This window comes from Pseudomonas sp. 58 R 3 (assembly GCF_900006605.1).
Classification (GTDB): domain Bacteria; phylum Pseudomonadota; class Gammaproteobacteria; order Pseudomonadales; family Pseudomonadaceae; genus Aquipseudomonas; species Aquipseudomonas salomonii.
The window spans coordinates 141,368-154,200 of sequence record NZ_CVTT01000038.1; the positions used below are offsets into that span (position 1 = coordinate 141,368).

The following is a 12,833-nucleotide window of genomic DNA, read 5'->3' on the forward strand; positions in this document are numbered from 1 at the left end:
GCGCTTGGTCGCTGGTACCGCACGCTGAGTCATTGTGCTTCGCGCGTCACCAGCTACCGTGCGACCAGACCGGTTATGTCTTGCTCATGGTCAGGGTAACTGCTGTCCAGCCAGACACCTGAGCACCGTTGGCATTGAATTCCGCCAGGGCCAGTGGCGTCGAGCTGGAGTAGATGTCCTGACTCAGTTGCAGTTGCCAATCACCGTTGCTGTCCGCTTGAGGTGTGCCGAACAAAACGCTGCCGCCTTCAAGAAAAACATAGACGATGGCATGGGGCGCCGCTTTGCCGGTCAGCAAGGGGCGCAGTGAGTTGACGGTGGTGGGGCTGGTGAGTTGAGGCGCGCTGCCGGAAGGCAAGGCGTTACTGGTTGATGCCGTGCTCATGGTCAGGGTGACTGCTGTCCAGCCAGACACCTGAGCACCGTTGGCATTGAATTCCGCCAGGGCCAGTGGCGTCGAGCTGGAGTAGATGTCCTGACTCAGTTGCAGTTGCCAATCACCGTTGCTGTCCGCCTGAGGGTTGCCGAACAAAACGCTGCCGCCTTCAAGAAAAACATAGACGATGGCATTGGGCGCCGCTTTGCCGGTCAGCAAGGGGCGCAGTGAGTTGACGGTGGTGGGGCTGGTGAGTCTGGGTGGGCTGCCCGGCGGCAGGGCGTTGCCAGAACCAGATAGTGCGATGTTAAGCGTATGGGCCGTATCGGCCGATAGCCTAGCGAATTGACTGAACTGGCCGAACTTCAACGTGACCTGGCCAGGTGCAAGATCTTGAGGAAATGGGTAGGTCCAGTTGCCGTTGGCGTCGGCATAACAATCGCCGTAGTAGACGTTGACGGCATCATTGTGCACACCAATCCTGGCGTTGGGCGCGGCTTTGCCGGTGAATGTTGGTCGGAGTGTCTGGGCGGAGCTGTTGTTGGCCGGGCTGGTGATGACAGGTGGGGTGCCATCGGCCATGGTGCCGCCCCCAGTGCTCGTCAATAAAACCGTCAACTGCACACCCACCCAAGACGATATGGCGTTGCCCTCGGCATCTTTCGCGATTAGAGCAAGGTCCACCCAGTTATTGGCATCAACGACAAGGTCAGTAGTGGGTGTGGCTTCCCAATAGCCATTACTGTCCGCACCCACTGAAGCGTAGTAAACGCTGCCACCCGAATGGGCAATCACGACAGTCGCATTCGGTGGTGCCGTCCCTGTAAGCTGCGGGCGAAGGGAGTCAACGATAGTCAGGCTGGTGAGAACGGGGGAGTTATCTGACTCAGAGGGTCCGTTTCCGGTTATTTGAGGAAGAGAGCCAACGTGAAAAGGAAGATTGGGTGCATACCCTTGGCTCAGGTCGTAATAGGCGGTAACTGAATAGGGGCCAAAAGGCAGTGCTATTTTGGATTGGGTCAGCCAATTGCCGTTTGCATCGACGGTTGTTTGTGCAACGACTAGATCGGTATTTGATTGGCATATGGTGACAGGTTGGCCTGGAATTCCTTCGCCGAAGAAAATCGGGAATTGCGCAGCTGTCCATTCGGTAATTGGATAAAACTGAGTAGGAACGCCCATCATCTAAATCTCCGACAAGGAATAATTTCAGATGAGCTTTGGCCCAAATCGCTGGTGCATCTACTGTTAGAAATACCAGTTACGACAGGTGGTCATGTCATGATGTGAGTGGATGCATGCCCTCCTTGGCACCGACCGCGTCGCGACATAGGCATTCTGGACAGGCATCCTGGATCAAGACTGATACTGATTGAGCAACCGCTCCATACGCGCATCCATCCGCCGTTTGATCTCGGCTTCAATATGCGGTGCAAAGTCGTCGATCACATCCTGCATGATCAGTTGCGCGGCGGCGCGCAGTTCGTTGTCCAGGTGCAGCAGCAAGGCGTCAGGCGCCTTTTCGACGGTCGGCGCGGCAGGCACGGGTTCAACAACCGTGGCTGCAGCAACCGGCGCCGGCGCGGCGGGTTTGCCACCGACCATGTCGAACAACAGCGGAATCTGTACTTCGCTCTCGACCGATTCGGTCAGCAGCGGCGGTTGCAACTCATCATCACCGAGCAATTGACGGATCGACTCCAGGTCGTCCAGCAAGTGGTCGTCTTTTTTCAGCGGGTTTGGAGTGTCCATCGTGTGCTCAAAGTCGTTGTAGCCGGTGATCTTGCAGAGGATAGCCCTGTTCGCGGTAGAAACGGAAACTCTCCCGCGCGGCCTGACGAATAGCCGGGTCTTCGACCACCACTTCCGCCACACGGGCAAACGCCTTGGCAAAGGCCGGTACTTTCAGGTCGAGGTTAACCAGCAAGTCATGATGATCGCCGCAGCTGTCGCCCAAACCCAGCGCAATCAGGCCTTCGGGTTCGGACTCGGCAGGGCCGTGTGGCACAAAGCTTTCGCCCTTGAAGCGCCACAGGCGGGCGTTGAGGTCCTCACGCTGGGCGGCATCGCTGCAATGCAGGTAGATGCGATGGCCCATGCGCCAGGCTTTTTCGGTGAGTTTGCAGGCAAAGTCCAGGCGCGCGGATGGATCGGCGCTGGGCAATATATAGAAGTCGACTTGGGTCATTGCGGTTCCTGAGACCGGGGCGCCATGCAGGCCACCCCGGAATTTTCAGTTTCAGGCTTTGGCGCGATCCAGCAGGTACTGGGTCAACAGAGGAACCGGACGGCCACTGGCGCCCTTGTCCTTGCCGCCACTGGTCCAGGCCGTACCGGCGATGTCCAGGTGCGCCCAGTTGAAGTTCTTGGCGAAGCGCGACAGGAAGCAGGCTGCGGTGATGGTGCCGGCTTTAGGGCCGCCGATGTTGGCGATGTCGGCGAACGGGCTGTCCAGTTGTTCCTGGTACTCATCGAACAGCGGCAGTTGCCAGGCGCGGTCGTCGGCAGCCTTGCCGGCGCTGAGCAGTTGCTCGATCAGCTCGTCGTTGTTACCCAGCAGGCCCGAAGTGTGAGCGCCCAGGGCGACGACGCAGGCACCGGTCAGGGTGGCGATGTCGATCACGGCCTGTGGCTTGAAGCGTTCGGCGTAGGTGAGGGCATCGCACAGCACCAGACGGCCTTCGGCGTCGGTGTTGAGGATCTCGACGGTCTGGCCGCTCATGGTGGTGACGATGTCACCCGGGCGTGCAGCACCACCGCTCGGCATGTTCTCGGCGCAGGCCAGGATGCACACCAGGTTGATTGGCAGCTTGAGCTCCAGCACGGCACGCAGGGTGCCGAAAACGCTGGCGGCGCCGCCCATGTCGTACTTCATTTCGTCCATGCCGGCGCCCGGCTTTAGGCTGATGCCGCCGGTGTCGAAGGTGATGCCTTTGCCGACCAGCGCGTAAGGCTTCTCGGACTTCTTGCCGCCGTTGTATTGCATCACGATCAGGCGTGGCGGCTGGTCGCTGCCCTGGCCCACGGCATAGAACGAGCCCATGCCCAGTTCCTTGATCTTCTTCTCGTCCAGCACTTCAACCTTCAGGCCCTTGAACTCCTTGCCCAGCGCCTTGGCTTGTTCGCCCAGGTAGGTAGGGTGGCAGATGTTCGGCGGCAGGTTGCCCAGGTCGCGGGTAAACGACATGCCGTTGGCGATGGCGGTGGCGTGGGTAACGGCGCGCTCGACTTCAGCCTGGGCGGCCTTGATGGTCAGCAGGGTGATTTTTTTGATGGCGCGCGGTTCGGCCTTCTGGCTCTTGAACTGGTCGAAGACGTAACCGCCGTCCACCAGGCTTTCGGCCAGCAGGCGGGTCTTGCCATAGCTGTCGCGGCCTTTTACAACGATTTCGTCGAGGGCCAGTGCCGCATCGGTACCGCCCAGGCCTTTAAGGGTGGCGAGGATACCGCTGATGATCTTGCGGAACGGGCGGTCGCCCAGTTCGGTGTCCTTGCCCACGCCCACCAGCAATACGCGGTCGGCTTTAAGGTTGGGCAGGCTTTGCAGCAGCAGGCTTTGACCGACTTTGCCGGCCAGGTCGCCGCGCTTGAGGACCGCGCTGATGGCGCCGCCGCTCAGTTCGTCCAGTTGCTTGGCGGCGACGCCGAGCTTGCGCCCTTCGCCGACGGCGACCACGAGGGTGGCGGTTTTCAACGTTTCGGGGCTAACGCTTTTTACAACCAATTCCATTTTCGGGTCCCTTATTTAAGGTCTGTGAGCCTGGCGTCTGTACGCAGGCTTTGATGCTTGGCAGCTTTGTAAACCGCCCGCGACAAAGGCCGCAGTTTGAACCTCGCCAGAGCAGCCTGACAACCCTTGCAGCGCGCTTTGTGCACGCGCATGAGCAAGCACCGTGACAGGCGCGGATAATCACAGGATAATGCGCAATCTTTTTAGCCGGTCCGTGCATGCGGGTCGACTCGGTATGCTTGCTTGTTTGGCCGCCTTAGCCTGACAACCCTGGAGTGTCTGGTTTGATCGTCTTCCGTTATCTGTCCCGCGAAGTCCTGTTGACCCTGAGTGCCGTGAGTGCGGTCTTGCTGGTCATCACCATGAGTGGTCGTTTCGTCAAATTCCTCGCCCAGGCGGCTTCGGGCGCCCTGGATCCGGGCTCGTTGTTCCTGATCATGGGCTTTCGTCTGCCGGGTTTCCTGCAGTTGATCCTGCCGCTTGGCCTGTTTCTCGGCATCCTGCTGGCCTATGGCCGGCTTTACCTTGAAAGTGAAATGACCGTGCTCTCGGCCACCGGTATGAGCCAGCAGCGTCTGCTGGCCATGACCATGGTGCCGGCCACCGGCGTTGCGCTGGTGGTGGCCTGGTTGAGCATGAGTCTGGCGCCCCAGGGGGCCATGCAGTTCCAACTGCTGCTGAACAAGCAGGACGCGATGACCGAGTTCGATACCCTGGAGCCCGGGCGCTTCCAGGCGCTCAACGACGGCACGCGGGTCACCTATACCGAAACCATGACGGAAGATCGCTCTAACCTGGGCGGTGTGTTCATCTCGCAGAAAAACCTCGGCCTGAACCAGAAAGACCGGGGTATTTCGATTCTGGTAGCCAACAGCGGCCGTCAGGAAATACGCGCTGACGGCAACCGCTACCTGATCCTGGAAAATGGCTATCGCTACGACGGCAGCCCTGGGATGGCGGACTATCGGGCGGTCAAATACGACACTTATGGCGTAATGCTGGCCAAACCGGACATCAGTGAAGAGGTCACCGACCGCGATGCACTGCCGACGCTATCGCTGATCGGTAATCCCGACCTGCGCTCCGTTGCCGAGCTGCAATGGCGACTCTCGCTGCCGCTGCTGGTGTTTATCGTGACGTTGATGGCCGTACCGCTGTCGCGGGTCAACCCGCGGCAGGGCCGCTTCCTCAAGCTGTTGCCGGCGATCCTGCTGTACATGGCTTACCTGACCATCCTGATTTCTGCCCGTGGCTCCCTGGAGAAGGGCAAGCTGTCGCCAGCCCTGGGCCTGTGGTGGGTGCACGGGATCTTCCTGGCGATCGGCCTGGGGCTGCTCTACTGGGAACCTATCCGTTTGAAAATGAAGAGCCGTCGTGGCCTGAAGGAGTTGGCTCGTGGCTAAGCTCGACCGCTACATTGGTAGCAGCGTACTGATCGCCATCCTGGCGGTATTGGGCATCATCCTTGGCCTGGCTTGCCTGTTTGCCTTTATTGATGAAGTGAGCAACGTCACCGACACCTATACGGTCACCAACGTACTGAGCTACGTGGCGCTGACCGCGCCGCGTCGTCTCTACGACATGATGCCGATGGCGGCGCTGATCGGTTGCCTGATCGGCCTGGGCAGCCTGGCCAGCAGCAGCGAACTGACCATCATGCGGGCGGCGGGCGTTTCCATTGGCCGCATCGTCTGGGCGGTCATGAAACCCATGCTGTTGCTGATGGCGTGCAGTGTGTTGATCGGTGAGTACGTAGCGCCACCGACCGAAGCCACGGCCCAGGCCAATCGTGCGCTGGCCCAGGGTTCGGGGGATGCGCAGAGCGCCAGGCACGGCCTGTGGCACCGCCAGGGTGATGAGTTTATCCACATCAACGCCGTGCAGCCGGGCGGTTTGTTGGTGGGTGTGACGCGTTATACGTTCGACAAAGAGCGGCATATGCTGACCTCCAGTTTCTCCAGGCGTGCGCAGTACGACGAGGGGAAATGGGAGCTGTACGATGTCACCACGACGTACTTCCGTAATGTGGGGCAGGGCACCAAGGCCTACACCGAAGTGATCAATGTGCCGTCCGAGCAGTGGGACATTGCCCTGAAGCCGGAACTGCTCAATACCGTGGTGATGATCCCGGAAAGCCTGCCGATCTCCGGTTTGTGGAGTTATATCCACTACCTCAAGGATCAGGGCCTGAACAACGGCCGTTACTGGCTGGCATTTTGGGTCAAGGTGTTGCAGCCGCTGGTCACCGCCGCACTGGTGTTGATGGCCATTTCGTTCATCTTCGGCCCGCTGCGTTCGGTAACGCTCGGCCAGCGGGTGTTTACCGGCGTGCTGGTGGGCTTTACCTTCCGCATCGCCCAGGACCTGCTTGGGCCGTCGAGCCTGGTATTCGGTTTCTCGCCGCTGTTTGCGGTGCTGGTGCCGACGGCTATTTGTGCCGTGGCCGGGTTCTGGCTGTTGCGCCGGGCCGGTTGATACCGCGCTTATGCACAAAAAATGCCCCGCTCCCATGAGCGGGGCATTTTTGTTCTGGTCAGCAAAGATGACGCCCGGCCCGAGCATCAGGTACAATTCCCGGCTATTTTTCAGCGGGCAATCTGCCTGCAGCCTTTTTGAGTGTTGATCCGTGAGTGATTTGAGTCATATCCGCAATTTCTCCATCATCGCCCACATTGACCATGGTAAGTCGACGCTGGCCGATCGATTCATCCAGATGTGCGGCGGCCTTGCCGAGCGTGAAATGGAAGCCCAGGTACTGGACTCCATGGACCTCGAGCGCGAGCGCGGCATCACCATCAAGGCCCACAGCGTTACCCTGTACTACACCGCAAAAGACGGTATCAAGTACCAGCTGAACTTCATTGACACCCCAGGCCACGTTGACTTCACCTACGAAGTCAGCCGTTCGCTGGCGGCGTGTGAAGGTGCCTTGCTGGTGGTCGATGCCGGCCAGGGCGTTGAAGCCCAGTCCGTGGCCAACTGCTACACCGCGATCGAGCAGGGCCTTGAGGTCATGCCGGTACTGAACAAGATCGACCTGCCCCAGGCCGATCCTGACCGCGTTAAAGAAGAAATCGAAAAAATCATCGGCATTGACGCCACCGACGCCGTCGAGTGCAGCGCCAAGACCGGCCTGGGCGTTGACGAAGTGCTCGAACGCCTGGTCAAGACCATTCCTGCGCCGACCGGCAACTACGAAGATCCGCTGCAAGCGTTGATCATCGACTCCTGGTTCGACAACTACCTGGGCGTTGTTTCCCTGGTGCGCGTGCGCCACGGCCGTGTGAAGAAGGGCGACAAGATCCTGGTCAAATCCACCGGCAAGATCCACCTGGTGGACAGCGTCGGTGTATTCAACCCGAAACACACGGCGACCACCGACCTCAAGGCCGGTGAAGTGGGCTTCATCATCGCCGGTATCAAGGACATTCACGGTGCGCCGGTGGGTGACACCCTGACCTTGAGTTCCACCCCTGACGTCGACGTGCTACCGGGCTTCAAACGCATCCAGCCGCAGGTTTACGCCGGCCTGTTCCCGGTCAGCTCCGACGACTTCGAAGATTTCCGCGAAGCGCTGCAGAAGCTCACCCTCAACGACTCGTCGTTGCAGTACACCCCGGAAAGCTCCGACGCCCTGGGCTTCGGCTTCCGTTGCGGGTTCCTGGGCATGCTGCACATGGAGATCATCCAGGAGCGCCTTGAGCGCGAATACGACCTGGACCTGATCACCACGGCGCCAACGGTTATTTTTGAGCTGGCGCTGAAAACCGGTGAAACGATTTACGTCGACAACCCGTCCAAGCTTCCGGATCTGTCCTCTATCGAAGACATGCGCGAGCCGATCGTGCGGGCCAATATCCTGGTTCCGCAAGAGCACTTGGGCAACGTTATTACCCTGTGTATCGAAAAACGTGGCGTGCAGCACGACATGTTGTTCCTTGGTACCCAGGTGCAGGTGACCTACGATTTGCCGATGAACGAAGTGGTTCTGGACTTCTTCGACCGTCTCAAATCCACCAGTCGCGGCTATGCTTCGCTGGATTACCATTTCGACCGTTACCAATCGGCTAATCTGGTGAAACTGGATGTGTTGATCAACGGCGACAAGGTGGATGCACTGGCACTGATCGTGCACAAGGACAACGCGCACTACAAAGGTCGCCAGTTGACCGAAAAGATGAAAGAACTGATTCCGCGCCAGATGTTCGATGTTGCGATCCAGGCCGCCATTGGCGGGCAGATCATTGCACGGACCTCCGTCAAGGCACTCAGAAAGAACGTACTGGCCAAATGCTACGGCGGTGACGTAAGCCGTAAGCGCAAGCTGCTTGAGAAGCAAAAGGCCGGTAAAAAACGCATGAAGCAAGTGGGTAACGTGGAAATTCCACAAGAAGCCTTCCTTGCAGTGCTCAGGTTGGATAGTTAGGTCCTATGTCACTAAATTTCCCGCTGTTGCTGGTCATCGCCGTTGCCGTTTGCGGACTCCTGGCGTTGCTCGATCTGGTGTTCTTCGCCCCGCGTCGGCGGGCGGCGATCGCCTCGTATCAGGGCAGCGTCAGCCAGCCCGATGCGGTGGCGATCGAGAAACTGAACAAAGAGCCTTTGCTGGTTGAATACGGCAAGTCGTTCTTCCCGGTGTTGTTCATCGTGCTGGTGCTGCGTTCGTTCCTGGTGGAGCCGTTTCAGATCCCTTCGGGCTCGATGAAACCCACCCTGGACGTGGGCGACTTCATCCTGGTGAACAAGTTTTCCTACGGGATCCGCCTACCGGTGCTCGACAAGAAGGTCATCCCGGTCGGTGATCCGCAGCGCGGCGATGTGATGGTGTTCCGCTACCCAAGCGACCCGAACGTCAACTACATCAAGCGTGTCGTCGGCCTGCCGGGCGATGTGATTCGCTACACCAGCGACAAGCGCCTGTTCGTCAACGGTGAGTCGGTAGCCGAGAAGTTGATCGGCACCGAGCCGAACACCCTGGGCAGCGCTGAGCTGTATCAGGAAAAACTTGGCGCGGTCGAGCACCAGATCCGCAAGGAAATGAGCCGCTACCGCTCGCCGCCCGACACCGAATGGAAAGTGCCGGCCGGGCACTACTTCATGATGGGCGACAACCGCGACAACTCCAACGACAGCCGGTATTGGGATGACCCTAATATTCCCAAGGACCTGCTGGGCATGGTTCCCGACGAGAACATTGTCGGCAAGGCCTTTGCGGTCTGGATGAGCTGGCCCGAACCCAAGCTCAGCCACCTGCCGAACTTCTCGCGGGTCGGGCTGATCAAGTAATACAGGCGGCGCTGTGAACACAGCGCCGAATGCTTTTCTGGGGTTGGGACAATCATTGGCCTGACCCCTTGCTGTACCAATCAGGATTTGAATTTGAACACTGCGTCAATCGTCGATGGCCGCCGGTGCCACCAAACAGATATGGGTAAACCGTGAGCGTTTCTCTAAGCCGTCTCGAGCGCCAGCTCGGCTACACCTTCAAGGACCAGGAATTGATGGTCCTTGCCCTCACACACCGCAGCTTTGCAGGGCGCAATAACGAGCGCCTGGAATTCCTCGGTGATGCCATCCTCAACTTTGCCGCCGGTGAGGCGCTGTTCGAGCGTTTCCCGCAAGCGCGCGAAGGCCAGCTGTCACGCTTGCGTGCACGCTTGGTCAAAGGCGAGACACTGGCCGTGCTGGCCCGTGGTTTCGGCTTGGGCGAGTACCTGCGTCTGGGTTCCGGCGAACTGAAAAGCGGCGGTTTCCGCCGCGAGTCGATCCTGGCCGATGCCCTCGAAGCGTTGATCGGTGCGATCTACCTGGATGCAGGCATGGAGACCGCCAAAGAGCGCGTAGTCGCCTGGCTGGCGTCGGAGATCGAGAGCCTGACGCTGGTCGACACCAACAAAGATCCCAAGACCCGCCTGCAGGAATACTTGCAGTCGCGTGGTTGTGAACTGCCACGCTACGAAGTGGTGGATATCCAGGGTGAGCCGCATTGCCGCGTGTTTTTCGTGGAATGTGAAATCACCTTATTGAATGAAAAAAGCCGAGGTCAGGGTGTGAGCCGTCGTATTGCCGAACAGGTAGCGGCCGCTGCAGCACTGATTGCCCTGGGCGTGGAGAATGGCCATGACTGATTCAACCGCAACACGCTGTGGCTATGTTGCCATCGTCGGCCGCCCGAACGTGGGCAAGTCCACGCTGCTGAACCACATCCTCGGCCAGAAGCTGGCGATCACCTCGCGCAAGCCGCAGACCACCCGCCACAACATGCTGGGCATCAAGACCGAAGGCACCGTGCAAGCGGTCTACGTCGACACCCCAGGCATGCACAAAGGTGGCGAGAAGGCGCTGAACCGCTACATGAACAAAACCGCTTCGGCGGCGTTGAAAGACGTCGACGTGGTTATTTTCGTGGTCGACCGCACCAAGTGGACCGACGAAGACCAGATGGTTCTGGAACGTGTGCAGTACGTCACCGGCCCGTTGATTGTCGCGCTGAACAAGACCGACCGCATCGAAGACAAGGCCGAGCTGATGCCGCACCTGAGCTGGCTGCAGGAACAACTGCCGAACGCCCAGATCATGCCGATTTCGGCCCAGCACGGCCACAACCTGGACGCCCTGGAGCGCGTGATCGCCCAGCACCTGCCGGAGAACGAGCACTTCTTCCCGGAAGACCAGATCACCGACCGCAGCAGCCGCTTCCTGGCTGCCGAACTGGTACGCGAGAAAATCATGCGCCAGATGGGCGCCGAGCTGCCGTACCAGATCACCGTCGAAATCGAAGAGTTCAAGCAGCAGGGCAAAACCCTGCATATCCACGCGTTGATCCTCGTTGAACGTGACGGCCAGAAGAAAATCATCATTGGCGACAAGGGCGAGCGCATCAAGCGCATCGGCACCGAAGCGCGCAAGGACATGGAATTGCTGTTTGATTCCAAGATCATGCTTAACCTGTGGGTGAAGGTTAAAGGTGGTTGGTCCGATGATGAGCGCGCGCTGCGTTCCCTGGGCTACGGCGACCTGTAATCGGTCTTCGCTAGCGCCGCAAGACAAAATGTGGGAGCGGGCTTGCTCGCGAATGCGGTGGATCAGTCAGTACATATATTGGCTGACCCACCGCATTCGCGAGCAAGCCCGCTCCCACATTAGGTTTGTATCGTTTTCAATATTGCATTCCAGCTGAGAGAACTCATGCCCCAATCCCCACCCCCCAGCCAACTCGCCTACGTGCTGCACAGCCGCGCCTACCGCGAGACCAGCGCTTTGGTGGATTTCCTCACGCCCCAAGGCCGCTTGCGCGCGGTGTTGCGCAGTGCGCGGGGCAAGGCGGGCACGCTGGCACGGCCGTTTGTGGCGCTGGACGTGGAGTTTCGTGGCAAGGGCGAGTTGAAAAACGTTGGCCGCCTGGAAAGCGTCGGCACCTCGGCCTGGCTCAATGGCGAAGCGCTGTTCAGCGGGCTTTACCTTAATGAGCTGCTGATCCGCCTGCTGCCCGCCGAAGACCCGCACCCCGCCGTCTTCGATCACTATGCCGCCACGCTGGTAGCCCTGGCCGAAGGTCGCCCGCTGGAGCCGCTGCTGCGCGCCTTCGAATGGCGGCTGCTCGACGACCTGGGCTACGGCTTCGAACTGAGCAATGACCTGCACGGCGATCCCATCGCCGCCGACGGCATGTACCGCCTGCAAGTCGACGCCGGGCTTGAGCGCGTGTACCTGCTGCAACCGGGCCTGTTCCAGGGCACCGAGCTATTGGCCATGAGCGAAGCCGACTGGAGCGCCCCTGGCGCCTTGTCCGCTGCCAAACGCTTGATGCGCCAGGCGCTGGCCGTGCATCTGGGCGGGCGCCCGCTGGTCAGTCGCGAGTTGTTTCGAAAGCCCTGACAACCCCGTGTATGCTGTGCAGCGTTTCTTTCCCTTTTCAGGAGCGCTTCCGTGACCACCAGCAATCGCATTCTTCTTGGCGTCAACATCGACCACGTCGCCACCCTGCGCCAGGCCCGGGGCACCCGTTACCCCGACCCGGTCAAGGCCGCGCTGGACGCCGAAGAAGCGGGCGCCGACGGCATCACCGTGCACCTGCGCGAAGACCGCCGTCACATCCAGGAGCGCGATGTACTGGTGCTCAAGGACGTGCTGCAAACCCGCATGAACTTCGAGATGGGCGTCACCGAAGAAATGATGGCGTTCGCCGAGCGCATCCGCCCGGCGCACATCTGCCTGGTGCCGGAAACCCGCCAGGAACTCACCACCGAAGGCGGCCTCGACGTGGCCGGCCAGGAAGCGCGGATCAAGGCGGCGGTAGAGCGCCTGTCGAAGATCGGCAGCGAAGTGTCGCTGTTCATCGATGCCGACGAGCGCCAGATCGAAGCCTCGCGTCGCGTTGGCGCGCCGGCGATCGAACTGCACACCGGCCGTTACGCCGATGCCACCACGCCCACCGAAGTGGCCGAGGAGCTGCAGCGCATCATCGAGGGCGTCAAGTGCGGCCTCAGTGAAGGCCTGATCGTCAACGCCGGCCATGGCCTGCACTACCACAACGTGGAAGCCGTGGCCGCGATCAAGGGCATCAACGAGCTGAACATCGGCCACGCGCTGGTGGCGCATGCGCTGTTCGTCGGTTTCAAAGGCGCGGTTGCCGAGATGAAAGCCCTGATTCTGGCGGCTGCCAAGCACTGATCAGACACTGGAAATCTCCTGTGGAGCGGGCTTGTGTGGGAGCGGGCTTGCTCG

Annotated in this window: 12 protein-coding genes; 8 read left to right on the forward strand and 4 right to left on the reverse strand. The window is 59.9% G+C overall.

Going from position 1 to position 12,833, the window contains the following annotated elements:
• Positions 1-73: 73 nt before the first annotated feature.
• The 4 genes from BFP92_RS31070 to BFP92_RS06450 all read right to left on the reverse strand — a co-directional run bounded on the left by BFP92_RS31070 (position 74) and on the right by BFP92_RS06450 (position 4,106).
• Positions 74-1,561, reverse strand: a complete 1,488-nt coding sequence (locus BFP92_RS31070; protein ID WP_139114038.1) for a hypothetical protein — start codon at positions 1,559-1,561, stop codon at positions 74-76.
• A gap of 171 nt (positions 1,562-1,732) precedes the next feature.
• Positions 1,733-2,128: a DNA polymerase III subunit chi gene (locus BFP92_RS06440; protein ID WP_065912664.1), complete on the reverse strand. Its 396-nt coding sequence runs from the start codon at positions 2,126-2,128 to the stop codon at positions 1,733-1,735.
• Positions 2,129-2,135: 7 nt separating this feature from the next.
• Positions 2,136-2,564, reverse strand: a complete 429-nt coding sequence (locus BFP92_RS06445; protein WP_065912665.1) for a DNA polymerase III subunit chi — start codon at positions 2,562-2,564, stop codon at positions 2,136-2,138.
• A 51-nt stretch (positions 2,565-2,615) separates the two neighbouring features.
• Complete coding sequence (locus BFP92_RS06450; RefSeq protein ID WP_065912666.1) at positions 2,616-4,106, reverse strand: leucyl aminopeptidase; 1,491 nt, start codon at positions 4,104-4,106, stop codon at positions 2,616-2,618.
• A 284-nt stretch (positions 4,107-4,390) separates the two neighbouring features.
• On the opposite strand from BFP92_RS06450, the gene lptF reads away from it, so the two are divergent.
• From lptF to pdxJ, 8 genes are all read left to right on the forward strand, one after another.
• Entirely contained in the window at positions 4,391-5,509 is a 1,119-nt protein-coding gene (gene lptF / locus BFP92_RS06455) for an LPS export ABC transporter permease LptF (RefSeq protein ID WP_065912667.1), read from the forward strand.
• Entirely contained in the window at positions 5,502-6,581 is a 1,080-nt protein-coding gene (gene lptG, locus BFP92_RS06460) for an LPS export ABC transporter permease LptG (protein ID WP_065912669.1), read from the forward strand. The genes lptF and lptG overlap by 8 nt, the downstream gene beginning before the upstream one ends.
• Positions 6,582-6,732: 151 nt before the next feature.
• Positions 6,733-8,532: a translation elongation factor 4 gene (lepA, locus tag BFP92_RS06465; RefSeq protein WP_003210439.1), complete on the forward strand. Its 1,800-nt coding sequence runs from the start codon at positions 6,733-6,735 to the stop codon at positions 8,530-8,532.
• 5 nt (positions 8,533-8,537) lie between these two features.
• Positions 8,538-9,392, forward strand: a complete 855-nt coding sequence (gene lepB / locus BFP92_RS06470; RefSeq protein ID WP_017136294.1) for a signal peptidase I — start codon at positions 8,538-8,540, stop codon at positions 9,390-9,392.
• A 152-nt stretch (positions 9,393-9,544) separates the two neighbouring features.
• Positions 9,545-10,234: a ribonuclease III gene (gene rnc, locus BFP92_RS06475; protein ID WP_017136295.1), complete on the forward strand. Its 690-nt coding sequence runs from the start codon at positions 9,545-9,547 to the stop codon at positions 10,232-10,234.
• Complete coding sequence (era, locus tag BFP92_RS06480; protein ID WP_056858887.1) at positions 10,227-11,129, forward strand: GTPase Era; 903 nt, start codon at positions 10,227-10,229, stop codon at positions 11,127-11,129. The genes rnc and era overlap by 8 nt, the downstream gene beginning before the upstream one ends.
• Before the next feature lie 165 nt (positions 11,130-11,294).
• A complete protein-coding gene (gene recO, locus BFP92_RS06485; RefSeq protein ID WP_065912671.1) occupies positions 11,295-11,984 on the forward strand; it encodes a DNA repair protein RecO in 690 nt (229 codons plus the stop codon).
• 51 nt (positions 11,985-12,035) lie between these two features.
• Complete coding sequence (pdxJ, locus tag BFP92_RS06490; RefSeq protein ID WP_065912673.1) at positions 12,036-12,779, forward strand: pyridoxine 5'-phosphate synthase; 744 nt, start codon at positions 12,036-12,038, stop codon at positions 12,777-12,779.
• Positions 12,780-12,833 lie beyond the last annotated feature (54 nt).